Origin of the sequence: Ammonicoccus luteus (genome assembly GCF_050880385.1) — a bacterium.
In the GTDB taxonomy this organism is placed as follows: Bacteria; Actinomycetota; Actinomycetes; order Propionibacteriales; family Propionibacteriaceae; genus Enemella.
Genome location: NZ_JBNZCI010000001.1, coordinates 883,334 through 898,697, shown reverse-complemented (window position 1 = coordinate 898,697; position 15,364 = coordinate 883,334). Strand labels below are relative to the sequence as shown.

Below are 15,364 nucleotides of genomic sequence, written 5' to 3'. Positions count from 1 at the left end.
GGGGGTCGCCCCCGCACGGAAACAGCGGAGCCCGGGGGGTCACTCCGCGCGATCTCACACCAGCGGCAGCCGACGCGTCACTCCTTGGGCGCTCATCTCTGCGTACGCGGTCCGCACGCCTTCTGCGATGTTTTCCCACGGCAGCGGCCACTCGCCCTGCTCGGCGGCGTCCTCGAACTTCACGCCTGCGTGGACGAGCCGTTCGGTCTCGTAGGGGACCGAGGCCATGCTCGCCAGCGTCTGCACGATGAACTGGGCGTCCACGATGTCGCCGTGGCCCGGGACGACGATCGCGTCGGACTGCACCATGCCGATCATCATGTTCAGCGTCGCAGGCCAACCGCGAGGCGAGGAGGCCGGCCCGAACCAGGGGTGCGGGTTCTCGATGAGGTCTCCGGCGAACAGGACCTTCGACTGCGGCACGTTCACGACCACGTCGCTGTGGGTGTGTGCGTGCCCGAGATGGACCAGTTCGACATACCGGTCGCCGAGGTCGAGGGCACGGGCGATGGAAAAGTCCTGGGTGGGGGTACGCAGATCTGCGCGCGTGAGACCCAAGCGCTCGGCCTCGGCCAGGGTTTCCGGTGCGTCGATGCGCTGGGTGAGGGTCTCATGTCCATACGACTCGAGGTCGTCGAAGGCGGCGAGCCCGAACCAGTGGTCGCGGTCCTCATGGGTGATCACGACACCGCGCAGGGGCTTGTCGGTGACGTTCGCCACGGATTGACGCAACCGCGCGCCTTGCTCCGGCGTACTCCCACAGTCGATCAACAACGCCGACTCGGACCCGACGATCAGGCCGATGGTCACCGAATCGGGTTCGGCCACCAAGCGATAGATGCCGTCGGCCACTGGCTGCCAGGTGCCTTCGCTTGCCGTTGTGCGGTTCGTGGAGTCTGCAGGACCGGTCATAGGGGTTACACTGGCACTCGCTTCAGCAGAGTGCCAATCGGGGTGCCCGCACGGGCGGCCGTGGAGACGAAAGGGGGGACAGTGCTCGACGAGCGGAAGCTCCGCGTTCTCCATGCGATCGTGACCGACTATGTCGCGACCCGCGAGCCCGTCGGCTCCAAGGCGCTCGTGGACCGGCACAACCTGGGCGTTTCGTCGGCGACGGTGCGGAATGACATGGCGAGTCTGGAGGATGAGGGGTACATCACCCAGCCCCACACCAGCGCCGGACGCATCCCCACCGACAAGGGCTATCGCCTGTTCGTCGACAAGCTCGCGACCGTCAAACCGCTGTCGCCGGCCGAGCGCCGCGCGATCCAGGCCTTCCTGTCCGGCGCGGTCGACATCGACGACATCGTGAGCCGGACCGTGCGACTGCTGGCCCAGATCACCCAGCAGGTCGCGATCGTGCAATATCCGATCCAGTCCAACACCACTCTCCGCCACGTCGAGCTGGTGTCGTTGACCCAGGACCGCGTGCTGCTCATCGTCATCAACTCGCTCGGGCGCGTGGAACAGCGCGCGATCGAGCTGCCCGAGCACGACGAGACCGACCTGGTGGCGTTGAAGACGCGGCTGAACGACTCCGTGGTCGGCCGCACGGCGGCCGAGGCTGCGGTCGAGCTGGGTCTGCTCGCAGATCTGCCCGCTCCGCCCGGACCCCAGGCGCGGACCAGGATCGCCGTGGCCGCGCTGCTCGAGGTCCTGTCCAGCGAGCCCACGACCCGCGTGGCCGTCGCCGGGGTGCCGAACCTGACCCGGTTCGGTGACTTCACCACCACCGTCCAGCCAGTGCTGGAGGCGCTGGAGGAGCAGGTCGTCCTGCTGCGCCTCCTGGACCAGGCCGCGACCGGTGACACGGTCACCGTCCGGATCGGCCATGAGAACGAATATGAACCGCTGCAGTCGACCTCGCTGGTGGCTGCGGCGTACGGTAGCCCAGACGACGTATGGGCCGGGCTCGGCATCATGGGCCCGACCAGGATGGACTACCCCGCCACCATGGCCTCAGTTCGTGCGGTTGCGCGATACGTCGGCCGATTCCTCACCGAAGGTTGAAACTCCCACTGATGTCTGACTACTACGAGCTCCTCGGCGTGTCCCGAGACGCCAGCGCCGAACAGATCAAAAAGGCCTATCGGCGGATGGCGATGAAATATCACCCCGACGTCGCGACCGAGGCCGGGGCCGATGAGAAGTTCAAGCAGATCCAGGAGGCCTATGAGGTCCTCTCGGATGAGCGCAAGCGCAGCATCTATGACCGCGGAGGTGACCCGCTGGGCGGCGGCCGGGCGGGCGGTTTCGGGCCAGGCGGATTCGGCGACTTCGCGGGCGCGGGCTTCGATTTCACGAATCTCGTGGATGCGATGTTCGGCCAGCAGGCGTCGCGCGGGCCGCGGTCCCGGGTGCGGCGCGGCCAGGATGCGCTCGTGCGGGTCCAGCTCGAACTGCACGAGGCGGCGTTCGGCATCAACAAGCCGATCACGGTCGAGACCGCCGTGTTGTGCCCACGGTGTCAGGGCAGCGGATCCGCCGAGAACGCCAAACCGACCAACTGTCGCACCTGCCACGGGCACGGTGAGATCACGCATGTGCAGCGATCGTTCCTCGGGGACATCCGCACCAGCCAGACGTGCCCGACCTGCCGCGGCTATGGCTCCACGATCCCCAATCCGTGCGGTGAGTGCGACGGCGACGGGCGCGTGCGCTCCAATCGCAGCCTCACCGTCAAGATCCCTGCGGGCGTCAGCACCGGCAACCGCATTCACCTCGCTTCCCAGGGCGAGGTCGGGCCCGGCGGTGGTCCCGCCGGTGACCTGTATGTCGAGCTCATCGTCGCCGAGCATCCCCTCTTCCGGAGGGACGGTGACAATCTCGAAATGGTCGTGAAGGTCCCGATGACGGCGGCCGCGCTCGGCACGGAGATCGAGGTGCAGACGCTCGACGCGGACCTTCCCGAGACCGAGGACGTGGCCCGCACGGTCGCGGTGGAGATCCCGGCCGGCACGCAATCCGGGACGCGGATCGCGATCCCGGGGATGGGCGTACCCGCTCTCCGCAGCAACCGCCGCGGCGAACTCGGGGTCACTCTGCTCGTCCAGACGCCGACCAAGCTCAGCCATGAACAGCGCAAGCTGCTCGAGGACCTCGCGAACCTGCGCGAGGAGAACAACTTCGATCCCCATCACGGGCACAAGCGGGACAAGGGGATGTTCGAGAAGTTCCGCGAAGCGTTCCGGTGACGCTGCCGCTGTTCCTCGCCGACCTGGCGGATCCGGCGGTCGGGGCGGTCCTCCGGCTGGCGGGGGACGAGGGTCGGCATGCGGCGGTGGTACGCCGCATTCGCGTCGGTGAGGAGATCCTCCTGGCCGACGGCAGGGGGCGAGGGGTCCGCTGCCTGACGACGGGCTCCGACAAGCAGGGGCTGGACCTCGAGGTGCTCGAGGTGGTCGAGACACCGGCACCGCCGGTGCGGATCGTCGCTGTGCAGGGTCTCGCCAAGGGCGACCGCAGCGAGCTCGCTGTCGAGATGATGACCGAGGTCGGCGTGGACGAGATCCGGCCCTGGCAGGCCGCCCGCTCCATCGTGAAGTGGCAGGGCGACCGCGGAGAGAAGTCTCGCGCCAAGTGGCAGTCGACCGCCCGCGAGGCGGCCAAACAGTCGCGCCGATTCCGCATCCCCCTCGTGGGCGACACCCTGTCGACGCGTGCACTGGTCGACCTGCTGGGCGCCGCCGACCTCGCTCTCGTGCTCCACGAGGACGGGACGGAGTCCTTGGCGGCGATCGAATTGCCCGCCTCGGGAACAGTGGCGCTCGTCGTCGGCCCGGAGGGTGGTATCGGGCCGGAGGAGCTCGCACTGCTCGTCGAGGCGGGCGCTCGAGTCGTGACGCTCGGCGACGGGGTGCTGCGCACATCGACGGCCGGTGTCGTCGCGGTCGGCCACCTGCGGTTGCGCAGCTGAGAATCAGCCGGCGGCACCCGCTCGGGTGCTGCCTTGTTCCCCAGCATCCATTGCATCCGGTCTTCTCTCGGCGCCCAACTGTTAATCTGACTTCAGATGCCTGAAATCCGCCATTATGAGTCGACCCTGCCGGAATCGGTCCACGTCCTGCGCCACCGGGAGCACACGCCCGCGCATTCGCACGATCAGGGCCATCTCGTCTATCCCGCGGCCGGTGTCCTCTCTCTGGCGACACCTCACGGGTCCTGGATCGCTCCGCCCAATCGCGCCATCTGGATCCCTGCCGGGTCGGAGCACCAGCATCACGCCCATGGCACGACCGACATGCGCATCGTGTTCATGTCCGATGAGCAGGCTGACCTCCTGCCCGACCGGCCGATGGTGCTCGTCATGACAGCACTCGCCTGCGAGGCCGTGCTGCGGCTGACCGGTGGCGGGGTGCGGTCGCTGGAGGCCCGCGATCGGCTCCGGCTGGTCACGATCGACGACCTGAGCGCGGCGCCCGAGCAACCCCTGCACCTGCCGCAACCGACCGATGACCGGCTCCGCGAGGTCACCCGGATCGTCGAGCGAGAACTGGATTCACCTGCGACCCTGCGCGATCTCGGGCGTCGGGTCGGCGCCGGCGAGCGGACCCTGAGTCGCCTGTTCCGGTCCGAGACCGGGATGACGTTCCCGCAATGGCGCACCCAGTTGCGGATCCACTCGGCGCTGCTGCTGTTGGCGGACGGGGTTTCGGTCCTCGACACGGCGCTGGCGTGCGGTTGGGCCAACCCGAGTGGCTTCATCGAGATCTTCACCCTGATGGTTGGCCAGAGCCCGGGCCGCTATCAGCGCTCCCTGATGGGCTCGGGCGAGTCGCCCTGAGATGTCCCCGCCAGGGTGCAGCCATCGCCGTGGACGGGATGGTGCGGTTCGTGCGGGTACTCTCAGGGGTCGGACCTGACGCTAGGCTCAACGGTCGTGACAGAGGAGTTCGGGTTCGAGATCGGCACCAGGCTGGACGAGCGCGGTGGGCGTGCCGGGGTGATCACGACCCCACACGGCACCATCCGCACGCCCGCCTTCATCCCCGTGGGGACGCAGGCCACCGTCAAAGGGGTGCTCCCGGAGATGATGGCCGACCTCGGGGCTCAGGCCCTGCTGGCGAACGCGTACCACCTCTATCTCCAGCCCGGCGCCGACATCGTCGACGAGGCCGGGGGACTGGGCCGCTTCATGAACTGGCCCGGTCCGACGTTCACCGACTCCGGGGGATTCCAGGTGATGAGCCTCGGCTCGGGGTTCAAGAAGGTCATCGCGATGAGCGTCGAGCGGGCCGAGGACGATGCCGCCACTGCCGGCGGGAAGGAACGATTGTCCAGGGTCGACGACGACGGCGTGACGTTCAAGTCCCACTTGAACGGCTCGCTGCACCGATTCACGCCCGAGGTGTCGATGCAGGTCCAGCATCAGCTTGGCGCGGACATCATGTTCGCGTTCGACGAGCTGACGACGCTGATGAACACGCGCGACTATCAAGTTGAGTCGTTGGAGCGGACGCGGCTCTGGGCTGAGCGCTGCCTCGCCGAACACCGACGGCTGACCGAGGAACGAGTCGGCAAGCCCTATCAGGCGCTGTTCGGCGTGCTGCAGGGGGCGCAATACGAGGACCTGCGCCGCAAGGCAGCCCACGACCTCGGCTCGATGGAGATCGACGGGCAGCGGTTCGACGGGTTCGGCATCGGCGGAGCCTTGGAGAAGGAGAACCTGGGCCGGATCGTGCGCTGGGTGACCGAGGAACTGCCTGAGGACCGCCCGCGGCACCTGCTGGGAATCTCCGAACCCGACGACCTGTTCGCCGCGATCGCGGCGGGGGCCGACACCTTCGATTGCGTCCAGCCCTCGCGGGTCGCGCGGAACGCCGCGCTCTACACCGCCGACGGCCGGTTCAACGTCGACACCGCGCGCAACCGGCGCAACTTTGCCCCCATCGAGGAGGGGTGCGACTGTTACACCTGCGCGAACTACACGCGCGCGTACCTTCACCATCTCTTCAAAGCGAAAGAACTCGCCGTCTTCACGCTGGCCACGATTCACAACGAGCGGTTCACGGTCCGCCTCGTCGATGCGATCCGTCGGTCGATCGAGATGGGCGAGTTCGACGCGTTCCGCGACGACTTCCTGGGGCGGTTCTATGCCGGGAAGGTGGCGGCCGGCGGTGGGTGAGCGCGGCGTTGTGATCTGACCCGCGGGGCGGGTCAAAGGGTGAGGGTGGCCGCTGGTGTTGGCAGGCCGTGCGTACGCGGGCTCAGCGTGGGTCCAGCGCCGCCTGATAGGTCGGCTCGTAACGCTTGATGCGGCCGATGACCCAAGCGGTGACCGGCATGAGGGCGTACTGCAACAGCGTCTTGTAGAGGAAGCCGAAGAACGTGTAGTTGGCCCACTGGCCGACCGTGGTAATTCCGATGGCCGTTGCCGCGACGGTGCAGAACACGAGGGTGTCGACGAACTCGCCCAGACCGGTCGAGCTGATCATGCGGGCGAAAAGGCCGCGCTCCAGATGTCGCTTCTTCATGATCGACATCACCAGGGTGTTGAGGTTCTGGCCCGCGAGGAAGCCGAGGACGCTCGCCAGGACGATCTGCCAGACCGGGCCGAGGGCGACCTCCAGTGCCTGCTGCTTGGCGATCCCGTAGTCGTCGTCGAAGCCTGGGAGCACGATGATGATCGCGTAGGTCACGACGGCGAGCACGCTGGCCGCAAAGCCGGTGAAGATCGCCCGTCGGGCGGCTTTCGCGCCGTAGATCTCGGTGATGATGTCACCGCAGATGTAGGCGAGCGGGAAGAGGAAGAAGCCGCCGTCGGTGATGACCGGGCCGAAGATAACTCCCTTTGACCCGCCGATATTGGACAGCACCACCACCACGGCCATGAGCGCGACCAGGACGGCGTAGTTGCCGGAACCGATGGTTGCGTACGCGACAGGGCGGAGGCTGGTCTGCTTCACGTGCGAGAGTGTAGGCCCGGCGCGAGAGGCGGCCGACAGGTTTGGACGCCTCTTCTAGGCTGGGGGACGCGAATCCCCCAACCCCTCTGCCCAGATAACGTGAAAGGCCGACATGGGTTTCGAAGCCATCATCATTATCGCCATCATTCTCGTGGTCGTCGGCATCCTTTTGTTCGGCGGCCTGCGCACCAGCATCTTCTTCCAGGTCAAGACCCAGGAGAACGTCATCATCGAGCGGTTCAGCAAGTTCCGCCGGGTGGCCGGTCCTGGGCTGAACACGAAGGTGCCGTTCATCGACAGCATCACCAAGCCGATCTCGCTGCGCGTGAAGCAGCTCGAGGTCAACATCGAAACCAAGACCAAGGACAACGTGTTCGTGACGATCCCGGTCGCGGTGCAGTACGTGGTGGATGAGCATGCGGTCGTGGATGCGTACTATCGCCTGTCCGACCCGGAGGAGCAGATCCGCTCCTATGTGTTCGACACCGTTCGCTCGGCACTGTCGACGCTGACCCTCGACACGGCGTTCGAATCCAAGGACGACATCGCCACCACGGTGGAGGAGCGGTTGTCGCGGTCGATGGCGGAGTATGGCTTCCGCATCGTCAATACCCTGGTCACCGACATCTCTCCCGACCCCCGCGTGCGGGACTCGATGAACTCGATCAACGCCGCACAGCGCGAGCGGGATGCCGCTCAGTCGCTCGCCGAGGCGGACAAGATCAAGCGCGTCACCCAGGCCCAGGCCGAGGCGGAGGCCCGCCGGCTGCAGGGTGAGGGCGTCGCCGCGCAGCGGAAGGCGATCGCGATGGGCATCGCGGAGCAATACGAAATGTTGCGCGCCGCCGGCATCGAGGCGACTGCCGAGCACCTGCTGTTGATGACGCAGTATTTCGACACCTTGCAGGACATCGCCCGCAACGGCCGGTCCAATGTCCTCATGCTCCCGAACAACCCGGGCGCGCTCGGTGACCTCTCCAGGGAGGTCCAGAGCGCTCTGCTGACCGGCCAGGAGGCCGATCGGGCCCGCAACGCCGGCGATGAAGACGAGGTCCAGGAGGCCAATCGAGCCAGGCGGGCGGCCGAACAGCGGGCCGCGGAGGAGCGTCGGCGCACCGAGGAACTCCAGGCAGCGGATGCGCGCCGCCGACACGAGCTTGAGAGCCGGCAGGCCGGCTATGGCGAGGCCGTGCAGCGTGCCGCCGGGCATCTGCCACAGGGCGTGCGCGACGAACTCACCCGTCGATTCCAGCGCGACTGAACCCAGCCACCGCTGAACCCGCGCGCTCCGCGTCCCGTGCGGCTCACGCCTGCTCGGGATAGCGGAGCGTCATCTCTGCCAGCGCATCCATTTCGCCGTGATGGGCGGGTGGCGACCACAGCGTGACGCAGTAGTCGCGGGCCAACGCGTCCAGCACCCAGGAGAGTTCGTGTCGACTGAGTTCGCGCGAGTCCAGCCCGCCCGGGCCGCGCTCCAGTCCGATGAGGGCCGACGTGAGCGAGGCCACCGCGTGCGGAGCCGCAGCACGTGCCGCCAGGGCACGGATCGCGGACGGCCGCTCGTCGCGGAAATGCTCGAACAGATAGAGCGAGCCGGCAAGAACCGCTGCCGTTGAATCGTCCGGTGAGAGCCGGGCAAGAGTCGCCGGCGACCACGCGGCGTCGGTGAGCCCGGGTCGCAGCATCTCTGCCATCGGATGCTCCGGCATGTCGCTGAAGAACCAGTTGATGGTGGTGAGGGCGTCGATCCTCGCCCAGGGACCGGACCGAAAGACCTCGGTCAGGTGACTGCCCACCAAGACCCCCATGAGCGCGGCGGCGCTCCAGGCCTCGGGGTGTCCGTGCGTGAGCCCGGTTGCGGTGGCGCACCATCCCGCCACCACGTCCGGTCCGGCGACCACGGACGACGCCGCGATCGGCAGCGTCCGGAACAGCGCCGAGGACGTGCGGAAATCGTTGCGGGACAGCGAGCGTTCGTCGACGAGATCGGCGCGGGCGGAGTCCTCCGCCTGGGTCGGGCCGCGGTCGACGCGCAGCGCCGGCACCTCGCCGAGCCAGCCTTCCGGCATCGCGGTGTTCGGCCACCCGCGAGCGAGTGATCCCCAGTGGAGCAGCCCATTTCGGATGTGCGACGTGGGGGAGAACGGTTGGTCCGTCTGGACGAGGCCCTGTCCTTGTTCCTGCGTGCGCGTGTGCAGCCGGTGTCGGATGAGCGCATCGATGGTCCAGCAGAGCTGGTGCATCACCGGTCCCGAGTGGAGGAGGTTGTCGCCGGAGTTCCGGACGTCGCCGAGCAACCCTCCGAGCAGCATCCCGCGGAAGCTGTTGGTGAATGCCTCCGGAAAGCCGGTCGGAGGAGCAGCGCCCCGTCCGCTGGGTCTTTGGTCCCCCTGCCCCATGCGCCCAAAATAGTTCACTCGATGAGTTGCCGCCCCGCGAATTGGCAAACCTTCAGATGCGGCACAGACCACACTCCGGAACCACGAGTCAGGCATGACCGCGTCGAACATCGGTGGCAACATTGGTCCATGAGCACCGACAACGACCAGTTCATTGACGAAATGGTCCCCGACGGGTCCGAGCAGCTTGATCAGCTGGAGTCCGATCGCACCCTGATCGACCGTGGGATCGCCGATCCGATGGAGGAGGGCTATATCCCTCCCGACGATTGGTCCGTCGCCGAGGGGTTCGGCAACACCGTGGCCGAGATGCGTCAGGGCGAGACGCTGGAGCAGCGCATCAAACAGGAGATGCCGGAGGCCGATGCGACGGACGATGGCGAATATCTGGATGACAAAGAGGTGGGGCGCCGACGGGCGGGACGTCTGGTCGACGCCAACCAGGGCTATCCGGGGGAGGATCGCGAGTCGCAGCTGATCGGCACCGACGTCGGCATCGATGGTGCCGCCGCGACGGCCGAGGAAGCGGCGATGCACATCATCGACGAGGACGAGATCGACCGCGACATCGACGACTGACGCATAGCGATGCGCCGCTCGCGGGGGTGTGGGGCGAAACCCCGGTGCTGCTGTCTGTTGCGGTCATTACACTGAGGGGACATTATCCGCCGAGCATGGAGGCACCCCATCAGACCGCAACAGTTGGACCGCCCGGGCGTGGCAGGCGAGTCCGGTTCCCGCCAGATCACGATCCCGGCGAGCATCGACATGGTCAACATTCTCGGCCCGGCGGATGCCTTCCTGCGCATCCTCGAGTCGGAGTTGGATGCCGATATCCACGTCCGCGGGAACCAGATCACGCTGACGGGCGATCCGGATGCATTGGCGCTCGGGACCGAGGTGCTCACCGAGATGGTCACCGTCATCCGCACCGGCCAAGGGCTCACCGGCGACGCGGTCGAGCGGATCGTCGCAATGATGCGGGCTCACACTGATGAACGACCGGCCGAGGTGCTCACGGCCAACATCCTGTCCAGCCGGGGCCGCACGATCCGGCCCAAGACGCTCAACCAGAAGCGCTATGTGGATGCGATCGACGCACACACCGTGGTGTTCGGTGTCGGGCCGGCGGGGACGGGCAAGACCTATCTCGCGATGGCCAAGGCCGTTCAGGCGTTGCAGAACAAGGATGTGAACCGGATCATCCTGACCCGGCCCGCCGTCGAGGCCGGGGAGCGGCTCGGGTTCCTCCCGGGCACCCTGAGCGACAAGATCGACCCCTATCTGCGACCGCTCTACGACGCGTTGCACGACATGATGGACCCCGAGGCGATTCCGCGCCTGCTGACGGCGGGCACGATCGAGGTCGCGCCGCTCGCCTATATGCGAGGGCGTACGCTCAACGACGCGTTCATCATCCTCGACGAGGCCCAGAACACATCGATGGAACAGATGAAGATGTTCCTCACCCGACTCGGGTTCAACTCCCGCATGGTGGTGACGGGTGACGTCACCCAGGTGGACCTGCCGGGCGGTCAGAAGAGCGGTCTCCGCGAGGTGCGCCACATTCTCGACGGGGTTGATGACATCGCGTTCTGCACTCTCACCAACCACGACGTCGTCCGGCACAAGCTCGTCGGCAGGATCGTGGCGGCCTATGACCGCTATGAGTCCGTCCATGACCAGCGGCAGGGCCGCCGATGAGCGTCGACCTCAACAACGAGTCCGGCGTCGAAGTCGACGAGACGGGGCTGATCCGGCTCGCGACATTCGTCCTGGATGAGCTGCGCATCCATCCGCAGGCCGAGCTGTCGCTCGTGTTCGTCGACGAGCCGACGATGAGCGCCTATCACGAGAAGTTCATGGGGGAGCCGGGGCCGACCGACGTGTTGTCGTTCCCGATGGATGAGTTGCGGCCGCCGAGCGACGAGGAGGAACCCCCACTGGGCCTGTTGGGGGACGTGGTGCTCTGCCCGACAATCACCGCTGCACAGGCGGCCGAACACGGCCGCACGCCCGATGACGAGGCGGAATATCTGCTCGTGCACGGGATGCTCCACCTGCTCGGCTTCGACCATGGGACGCCGGAGGAGAAGGCCGAGATGTTCGGTCTCAAGGACCGCCTGCTCGCCGCGTGGGCGGACCAGCGGGACCGCTGACGTGGAGCGCATCGACTGGATCGCGCTGGGCGTGGCGCTGCTCCTGACGGTCCTCGCCGGACTGATGGCAGCGGCCGAGGCGGCTTTGTATTCGTTTTCCAAGGCGCGGGCCGAGGTCCTCGTCGACGAGGGGCGTCCCGGAGCCAAGCGTCTGGCGCTGATCACGGCCGACCCGCCGCCCTATCTCAACACGACGCTGTTCGTCCGCACCCTGTTCGAGATCGGTGCGATCACGCTCGTGGCGATGGTGGTCATCACGAACCTCACCGAGAACTGGCAGCGGTTGTTGACGATCATCGGCTCGATGGTGCTGGTGTCCTATGTGCTGTGGGGCGTCGCCCCGCGGACCCTCGGGCGGCAGCACGCGGACCGGATCGCGCTCGCCGCGTCCGGGCCGTTGTCGATGCTGACGACGATCCTCGGGCCGCTGCCGCAGCTGTTGATCCTGCTGGGGAACGCGCTGACCCCGGGCCGTGGATTCGCCGACGGGCCGTTCAGCACCGAGGCGGAACTGCGCGAGATGGTCGACAAGGCCGTGGCCAGCGAACTGATCGAGGCACGCGAGCACCGGATGATCCGCTCCGTGTTCGATCTCGGGGACTCCATCGTCAAGGAAGTCATGGTGCCGCGCACCAACGTCGTGTTCATCGAACACAACAAGACCCTGCGCCAGGCGATGTCCTTGGCGCTGCGATCTGGCTTCAGCCGGATCCCGGTCATCGGGGAGGGCGGCCTCGACGACGTGATCGGTGTGCTCTATCTCAAGGACGTCATGAAACGCGTCTATGACAACGCGAATTCCCAGACGTCGGAAAAGGTGTCGTCGATGATGCGCGAGCCGGTCTGGTGCCCGGACTCCAAACCGGTCGACGAACTCCTGCGGGACATGCAGGCGAGCCGGAGCCACCTGGTGCTGGTGGTCGATGAGTTCGGCGGGACCGCCGGCCTGGCCACGATCGAGGACATCCTCGAGGAGATCGTCGGAGAGATCGTGGACGAGTTCGACGAATCCGAACAGCCGCCGTTCGTGCAGTTGGGTCCGGACCGCTATCGGGTCTCCTCCCGTCTGCCGATCGACGAGCTCGGTGAGCTCTTCGGTCTCGACCTGGACGACGAGGACGTCGACTCCGCCGGTGGACTGCTGGCCAAGGAGCTCAACAAGGTCCCCATCCCCGGGTCGGCTGCCCGGGTCCATGGCCTCGAGCTCGTCGCGGAGCGCGGGCAGGGCCGCCGCAACCAGATCTCGACCCTCCTGGTCACCCGCGTGGCCGGGGACGACACGGATGACGTCGGTGTCGACGCGGCCGCCGCGTTCGCCAGGGAATCAGCCGACCGCGCCACGTGAGGCTCTTGTGCTTTGATGCTGCCGGGGCCGCCGTCAGCGGCCACAACCCGCACCCAACTCCGGGAGTGCCGACCGGCGCCGCCCGAACCGACCGAAGGAGACCACGGTGACGCTGGGCATGGGAGACGCTGGTCGTCCCGAGGGATTCCGGTCCGGTTTCGCCTGCTTCGTCGGCCGTCCGAATGCCGGCAAGTCGACGCTGACCAACGCGCTGGTGGGCAGCAAGATTGCGATCACCTCGTCCAAACCGCAGACGACGCGCCACGCGATCCGCGGCATCGTGCACCGGCCGGATGCACAGATGGTGCTCATCGACACCCCGGGTCTGCACAAGCCGCGGACGCTGCTGGGGGAGAGGCTGAACGATCTCGTCCACGAAACCTGGTCGGAGGTGGATGTCATCGGCGTCTGCTTGCCCGCCGACCAGCGCATCGGTCCGGGCGACACCTATCTGGTGACCCAGATCGCGGAGTTGCCCAACCGGCCGAAGCTGATCGCGCTGGCCACCAAGTCCGACCTGGTGTCGGGGGAGCGGATGCGGCAGCATCTGCTCGCCATCGCCGCGATGGAGGAGAAGATCGGCATCCGGTGGGAGCACATGGTGCCGGTGTCCGCGGTGTCGGGGGACCAGGTCGAGAAGGTGGGCGACCTTCTTGTGTCGTTGCTGCCGGAGGGGCCGGCGTACTATCCCGACGGCGAGATCACCGACGAACCCACCGAGACGTTGGTCGCGGAGCTCATCCGTGAATCCGCGCTGGAGGGCGTGCGCGACGAGCTGCCGCATTCAATTGTGGTGACGATCGAGGAGATGGGCCTTCGCGACGGACGTCCGGAGGACAAGCCGCTGCTGGACATCTATGCGAACCTCATCGTCGAGCGCGATTCCCAGAAGGGGATCATGATCGGGCACCGCGGCAGTCGCCTCCGCGAGGTCGGGTCGGCGGCCCGCCAGCAGATCCAGCGCCTGCTCGGCACACCGGTCCACCTGGATCTGCGCGTCAAGGTGCTCAAGGAATGGCAGCGCGACCCGAAACACCTCAACCGGCTGGGGTTCTGAGTCGGTACGCCGCCCCCGCGGGCGGGACGCCGATCAGAAGAGCACCCGAGCCGCGCGCAAGGAATCCGCTGCGGACGGATCGCCGTCAGTTGCGAGCGGGCACTCGTCCGATCGCCCGGACAGGAGCCGGAGGAACGCCACCGCATCCTCGGTGACGTGCGCCACCGGGTCGCCCGCACCGATCCGCCAGGTCCCGCCGCCAACCCCGGTCAGGGTGAGCGCGAGCGGCGGGCCGGACCAGTCGGTGTCGAGATCACGGATCACCTGTCGGACCGCTTCGGGCTCCGCGACGGTCGTCTCGCGGGCGACCCCGAGCGCCCGGGCGAGATCCACCCGGTGCATCCACACGTCCCGGGTGTTGATGACATCCAGGAACCAGCTCAGGGTCGCGCCCTTCGGCGCGCCGCTGGCCGCAGGCACGCGCAGGCGGCGGATGAACCCGGGTGCCGCTGCGAGCCGGGCAGGCGCGTCCCGGGCCCATCGCTTCAGATCCGCGGCCACCTCCCGGTCGGTCATGTCCGCCCGCGCCGCGATCTGTGCGGCGCACATGTGATCGATGAACGTGTCCGGTGCCTTGCGGGAGTTCCAACCCGCCGAGGCATACACCCTCAGCAAAGTGGATTTGCGCACCGCGCACTCGGCGCTGCCCGCGATGTGCGCGACCATGTGCCGGACCGTCCAGCCGGTGCACTCGGTCGGTCTCGTCCAGTCGTCGGGGGCCAGCCCGTCGACCAGATCGATGAGCGCGACGAACTCCGCTGTCAGATTCGCGCGTGCTGTCGCGGGGTCGGTCTGGGGCAGCTCCCGTGCCCGCATGGTCGCCGTCTGGGTCATGTTCATGCCTCCTCGGTGCTGCCGTAATGACTCATGAACATGTCGGCGAAGGCGCCGGCATGTCTGCTGATCCGGCCGTCCTCGGCACGGACCCCGGGCTCGTTCGACAGCTGCTGGCTGATCACACCGGAAAAGATCACACCGAGCAGCTCGCTCATCTCCGTCACCTCGGCGTCCGCTCGAAGCAGGCCGACGGATTGTGCATCGGCAACGATCCTCGTGGTGCGGGCAACCATCTCGATCGCCGGGGCGAAGGCCTCGCTCGCCGGCCGCCAGTTCGGGATGGGCCGCCAGAACATCAGCTCGGCCGCAGCCCGGTTGTCGTTGGCCCAGGACACCGAGGCGAGGATTCCGCTGCGCAGTTCCTCCCGCAGGTCGGTTCCTGCTGTGATCTCGAGTCCGGCCGTCAGCCGGCCGTAGTCGATCCACCCGCGCCGGAAGATCTCATCGCACAGTTCTCCCCGGCTGCCGAAATAGCCATAGAGCGAGGGCGTACGCATGCCAACGCGGCGGGCCACCTCGCCGAGCGACAGGGCTGCCGCGCCACTCTCGGCCATGACCTCGGTGGCGGCTGCGACGATCGCGTCGGTCACTCGCGCGCGGCGCTCCTCGACCTTGCCCATGGGAAAAATGATCTCCTAATGGCATTAGGAAATCAAGAGCTG

General features: G+C 67.2%; 16 protein-coding genes. 11 read left to right on the top strand and 5 right to left on the bottom strand.

Going from position 1 to position 15,364, the window contains the following annotated elements; genetic code table 11:
- Window positions 1-54 precede the first annotated feature (54 nt).
- Window positions 55-912 (bottom strand): MBL fold metallo-hydrolase, encoded by an 858-nt coding sequence (locus ACQ260_RS04215; protein WP_432558135.1) that lies wholly within the window; start codon window positions 910-912, stop codon window positions 55-57.
- A gap of 81 nt (window positions 913-993) precedes the next feature.
- On the opposite strand from ACQ260_RS04215, the gene hrcA reads away from it, so the two are divergent.
- The 5 genes from hrcA (at window position 994) to tgt (ending at window position 6,124) form a co-directional block, all read left to right on the top strand.
- Window positions 994-2,010, top strand: coding sequence for a heat-inducible transcriptional repressor HrcA (gene hrcA, locus ACQ260_RS04210; RefSeq protein WP_432558134.1), 1,017 nt, complete (start codon window positions 994-996; stop codon window positions 2,008-2,010).
- Window positions 2,011-2,018: 8 nt separating this feature from the next.
- Window positions 2,019-3,194: a molecular chaperone DnaJ gene (dnaJ, locus tag ACQ260_RS04205; protein WP_432558369.1), complete on the top strand. Its 1,176-nt coding sequence runs from the start codon at window positions 2,019-2,021 to the stop codon at window positions 3,192-3,194.
- Window positions 3,191-3,916: a 16S rRNA (uracil(1498)-N(3))-methyltransferase gene (locus ACQ260_RS04200; RefSeq protein ID WP_432558133.1), complete on the top strand. Its 726-nt coding sequence runs from the start codon at window positions 3,191-3,193 to the stop codon at window positions 3,914-3,916. Before dnaJ ends, ACQ260_RS04200 begins: the two co-directional genes overlap by 4 nt.
- A gap of 96 nt (window positions 3,917-4,012) precedes the next feature.
- Window positions 4,013-4,783 (top strand): AraC family transcriptional regulator, encoded by a 771-nt coding sequence (locus tag ACQ260_RS04195; protein WP_432558132.1) that lies wholly within the window; start codon window positions 4,013-4,015, stop codon window positions 4,781-4,783.
- Between the two features lie 96 nt (window positions 4,784-4,879).
- Window positions 4,880-6,124, top strand: a complete 1,245-nt coding sequence (gene tgt / locus ACQ260_RS04190; RefSeq protein WP_432558131.1) for a tRNA guanosine(34) transglycosylase Tgt — start codon at window positions 4,880-4,882, stop codon at window positions 6,122-6,124.
- A gap of 82 nt (window positions 6,125-6,206) precedes the next feature.
- Here the strand turns inward: tgt and ACQ260_RS04185 are convergent, their stop codons facing one another.
- A complete protein-coding gene (locus tag ACQ260_RS04185) occupies window positions 6,207-6,905 on the bottom strand; it encodes a queuosine precursor transporter (protein ID WP_432558130.1) in 699 nt (232 codons plus the stop codon).
- 112 nt (window positions 6,906-7,017) lie between these two features.
- On the opposite strand from ACQ260_RS04185, the gene ACQ260_RS04180 reads away from it, so the two are divergent.
- A complete protein-coding gene (locus ACQ260_RS04180; protein ID WP_432558129.1) occupies window positions 7,018-8,166 on the top strand; it encodes an SPFH domain-containing protein in 1,149 nt (382 codons plus the stop codon).
- Between the two features lie 43 nt (window positions 8,167-8,209).
- Here the strand turns inward: ACQ260_RS04180 and ACQ260_RS04175 are convergent, their stop codons facing one another.
- The gene (locus ACQ260_RS04175; RefSeq protein ID WP_432558128.1) at window positions 8,210-9,304 is read right to left on the bottom strand and encodes an ADP-ribosylglycohydrolase family protein; all 1,095 of its coding nucleotides are present in this window, start codon (window positions 9,302-9,304) and stop codon (window positions 8,210-8,212) included.
- 129 nt (window positions 9,305-9,433) lie between these two features.
- Here ACQ260_RS04175 and ACQ260_RS04170 point away from each other — a divergent pair, with 129 nt between their 5' ends.
- The 5 genes from ACQ260_RS04170 (at window position 9,434) to era (ending at window position 13,865) form a co-directional block, all read left to right on the top strand.
- Window positions 9,434-9,883 carry a DUF5709 domain-containing protein gene (locus ACQ260_RS04170; RefSeq protein ID WP_432558127.1) on the top strand — a complete coding sequence of 150 codons (450 nt, stop codon included), beginning with the start codon at window positions 9,434-9,436 and terminating at the stop codon, window positions 9,881-9,883.
- Between the two features lie 189 nt (window positions 9,884-10,072).
- Window positions 10,073-11,008 (top strand): PhoH family protein, encoded by a 936-nt coding sequence (locus tag ACQ260_RS04165; RefSeq protein ID WP_432558368.1) that lies wholly within the window; start codon window positions 10,073-10,075, stop codon window positions 11,006-11,008.
- Complete coding sequence (ybeY, locus tag ACQ260_RS04160) at window positions 11,005-11,463, top strand: rRNA maturation RNase YbeY (protein WP_432558126.1); 459 nt, start codon at window positions 11,005-11,007, stop codon at window positions 11,461-11,463. Before ACQ260_RS04165 ends, ybeY begins: the two co-directional genes overlap by 4 nt.
- 1 nt (window position 11,464) lies before the next feature.
- Window positions 11,465-12,808 carry a hemolysin family protein gene (locus tag ACQ260_RS04155; RefSeq protein ID WP_432558125.1) on the top strand — a complete coding sequence of 448 codons (1,344 nt, stop codon included), beginning with the start codon at window positions 11,465-11,467 and terminating at the stop codon, window positions 12,806-12,808.
- Between the two features lie 118 nt (window positions 12,809-12,926).
- Entirely contained in the window at window positions 12,927-13,865 is a 939-nt protein-coding gene (gene era, locus ACQ260_RS04150) for a GTPase Era (protein WP_432558367.1), read from the top strand.
- A gap of 33 nt (window positions 13,866-13,898) precedes the next feature.
- Here the strand turns inward: era and ACQ260_RS04145 are convergent, their stop codons facing one another.
- Both ACQ260_RS04145 and ACQ260_RS04140 read right to left on the bottom strand, forming a co-directional pair.
- Complete coding sequence (locus ACQ260_RS04145) at window positions 13,899-14,699, bottom strand: maleylpyruvate isomerase family mycothiol-dependent enzyme (RefSeq protein ID WP_432558124.1); 801 nt, start codon at window positions 14,697-14,699, stop codon at window positions 13,899-13,901.
- 2 nt (window positions 14,700-14,701) lie between these two features.
- Window positions 14,702-15,322, bottom strand: coding sequence for a TetR/AcrR family transcriptional regulator (locus ACQ260_RS04140; protein ID WP_432558123.1), 621 nt, complete (start codon window positions 15,320-15,322; stop codon window positions 14,702-14,704).
- Window positions 15,323-15,364: the final 42 nt, after the last annotated feature.

What these genes read in the sequence shown, in the direction of transcription:
- ACQ260_RS04180 (WP_432558129.1), top strand. Translation starts at nt 7,018, where the DNA reads ATGGGTTTCGAAGCCATCATCATTATCGCCATCATTCTCGTGGTCGTC.
- ACQ260_RS04140 (WP_432558123.1), bottom strand. Translation starts at nt 15,322, where the DNA reads ATGGGCAAGGTCGAGGAGCGCCGCGCGCGAGTGACCGACGCGATCGTC.
- era (WP_432558367.1), top strand. Translation starts at nt 12,927, where the DNA reads ATGGGAGACGCTGGTCGTCCCGAGGGATTCCGGTCCGGTTTCGCCTGC.
- ACQ260_RS04175 (WP_432558128.1), bottom strand. Translation starts at nt 9,304, where the DNA reads ATGGGGCAGGGGGACCAAAGACCCAGCGGACGGGGCGCTGCTCCTCCG.
- ybeY (WP_432558126.1), top strand. Translation starts at nt 11,005, where the DNA reads ATGAGCGTCGACCTCAACAACGAGTCCGGCGTCGAAGTCGACGAGACG.
- ACQ260_RS04215 (WP_432558135.1), bottom strand. Translation starts at nt 912, where the DNA reads ATGACCGGTCCTGCAGACTCCACGAACCGCACAACGGCAAGCGAAGGC.
- ACQ260_RS04170 (WP_432558127.1), top strand. Translation starts at nt 9,434, where the DNA reads ATGAGCACCGACAACGACCAGTTCATTGACGAAATGGTCCCCGACGGG.
- ACQ260_RS04195 (WP_432558132.1), top strand. Translation starts at nt 4,013, where the DNA reads ATGCCTGAAATCCGCCATTATGAGTCGACCCTGCCGGAATCGGTCCAC.
- ACQ260_RS04145 (WP_432558124.1), bottom strand. Translation starts at nt 14,699, where the DNA reads ATGACCCAGACGGCGACCATGCGGGCACGGGAGCTGCCCCAGACCGAC.
- ACQ260_RS04165 (WP_432558368.1), top strand. Translation starts at nt 10,073, where the DNA reads ATGGTCAACATTCTCGGCCCGGCGGATGCCTTCCTGCGCATCCTCGAG.